Source organism: Bordetella sp. BOR01 (assembly GCF_019218885.1).
Classification (GTDB): domain Bacteria; phylum Pseudomonadota; class Gammaproteobacteria; order Burkholderiales; family Burkholderiaceae_B; genus Bordetella_A.
On the sequence record NZ_JAHUWT010000019.1, the window covers coordinates 1 to 480 of the forward strand.

General features: G+C 56.9%; 1 protein-coding gene. It reads right to left on the reverse strand.

Annotation, left to right across the window (positions count from 1 at the left end; all coding sequences use genetic code 11):
* On the reverse strand, window positions 1-480 hold a 480-nt coding region (locus KW845_RS29790), incomplete at both ends, for a hypothetical protein (protein WP_218372947.1).

Consider the following 480-nt stretch of genomic DNA (forward strand, 5'->3'; position numbering starts at 1 on the left):
CTCCTTTCTTTCTCCTCCCCTTTCCTTCCTTCTCCTCCTCCCCCCTCTTCCCCTTTCCCCTTCTCCTTTCTTCTTCTTCTCCCCTTCCCTCTCCCCTTCTTCTTCTTCCCTCCTCCCCCTCCCCCTTTCTTTTCCCTCCCCTTTTCTCCTCCTTCCTCTTCTTTTCCTCCCCCTCTCCCTCCTTTTCTTTCTCTCTCTTCCCGTCCGCCCTCCCTCCCTCTCCCCCCTCTCCCTCCCCCTTTCTCCCCCCCTTCTCTCCTCTCCCCCTTTCTTCTCCCTTCCCGCTCTCTCCTTTTTCTTTCCCTTCCCTCCTTTCCCTTCTCCCTATCTTTTTTCCCTCCTTTTTGCCTCCCCTTTTTCCATCTCCATCTTCCCCCCCTTCTTTTTCTCTCCCCCTTCCTTTTCCTTCCTCCCTCTTTTCCTTCCTTTTTGCGGCCGTGCCACCCCTGACGGCTACACCCTGGTGGTGGGCGGCAGCGC